At 66.3% G+C, this 1,185-nt stretch carries 1 protein-coding gene; it reads right to left on the bottom strand.

Annotated features, from left to right (window positions below; translation table 11 throughout):
* Window positions 1-7: 7 nt before the first annotated feature.
* Window positions 8-1,096 carry an IS630 family transposase gene (locus tag AB0G28_RS49330; RefSeq protein ID WP_361106665.1) on the bottom strand — a complete coding sequence of 363 codons (1,089 nt, stop codon included), beginning with the start codon at window positions 1,094-1,096 and terminating at the stop codon, window positions 8-10.
* Between the last annotated feature and the right edge of the window lie 89 nt (window positions 1,097-1,185).

Raw genomic sequence — 1,185 nt, 5'->3', positions numbered from 1 at the left:
TGCCGCATCAAGCAACGTTGGGTAGGTAATCCGGTCGGCGGATCTTGGAGTTGACGGCGAAGTGACGCTTCGGGTGGCAGTGGCGGTTGCGCCAGCGCAGGTAGCCGGCGATCGCTGCCTCCTGGGCGGCGTGGCTGGGGTAGTCGCTGCCGTCGAGGGTGAAGTAGCGGACCGCGGTGAACTCGCACTCGATCCAGTTCAACCAGGACGCGTTGGTGGGCGTGTAGACCAGCTCGATGTCGTTGGCCGCGCACCACGTGACGACCTCGGCCTTGCCGTGCGGTCCGTAGTTGTCGCAGACCAGGTAGATCTTCCCGGCCGGGAAGCGGCGGCGGATCTGCTTGCAGAAGTCGAGGAACTGGGGCCAGCGTTTGCGGTCACGGAACCGGTAGAACATCTGCCCGGACGCGAGGTCGAGCGCGGCGAACATGTGCCGGATGCCTTTGGTGCGGGTGTAGGTCGCGCGCAACCGGGCCGGTCGGCCGCGAGGGAACCAGCCGCGACCGGGACGGGGTTGCAGGTTCAGCGGCCCGAATTCATCGACGCAGATCACCCGTCCGTCGGCGGGCGGGTGGTCGTAGAGGTCGAGGATGCGGGTCTTCTTCGGTATGAAGTCCGGATCTTTGCTGGCTTTCCAGGTCTTGGTCGCCTGCCAGGACACGCCCTCCTGGCGCAGGATCTGCCGGACGGTCTCGGTGCTCGCCCTGATCCACGCGTGCTCGGCGAGGTAGTCGACCAGCTTGGCCAGGCTCCAGGTGGTGAACGGCAATCCCAGCTCGGCGGGTTTGCAGGCGGCGATGCGGCAGATCTGATCACGGGCGGCCGGCCCGAACTTAGCTGGTCGGCCGCCCCTCCATTTTGGGGACAGTGCCGCGAACCCGGAGTTGTTGAACGCGTGGATCACCTCCCGCACATACCCCTCGCTCGCCGCGAACATCGCTGCGATCTCTCCCGCGGACCGGCCCTGCGCCGAGGCCAGCACGATCCCGGACCGTCGCAGTCGCACCCGGTCCTTCGCCGACCTTGTGATCTTGACCAGCCGCTGAGCTTCTTCGGGCTCCAACGACCGCGTGAACACCTCAGGCTGACGCGCCATGACTCACCTCCACCGGCCAGCCTCGCGATCACCAGCCCGGATGTCCACGCGACACGGTTACCGCGTCAACGTTCCTTGATGAGGCACTA

The organism is Amycolatopsis sp. NPDC021455 (assembly GCF_040640995.1).
Taxonomy (GTDB): domain Bacteria; phylum Actinomycetota; class Actinomycetes; order Mycobacteriales; family Pseudonocardiaceae; genus Amycolatopsis.
Note: the sequence above shows the minus strand (reverse complement) of the source record. Positions and strands in the feature narration are given on the sequence as shown.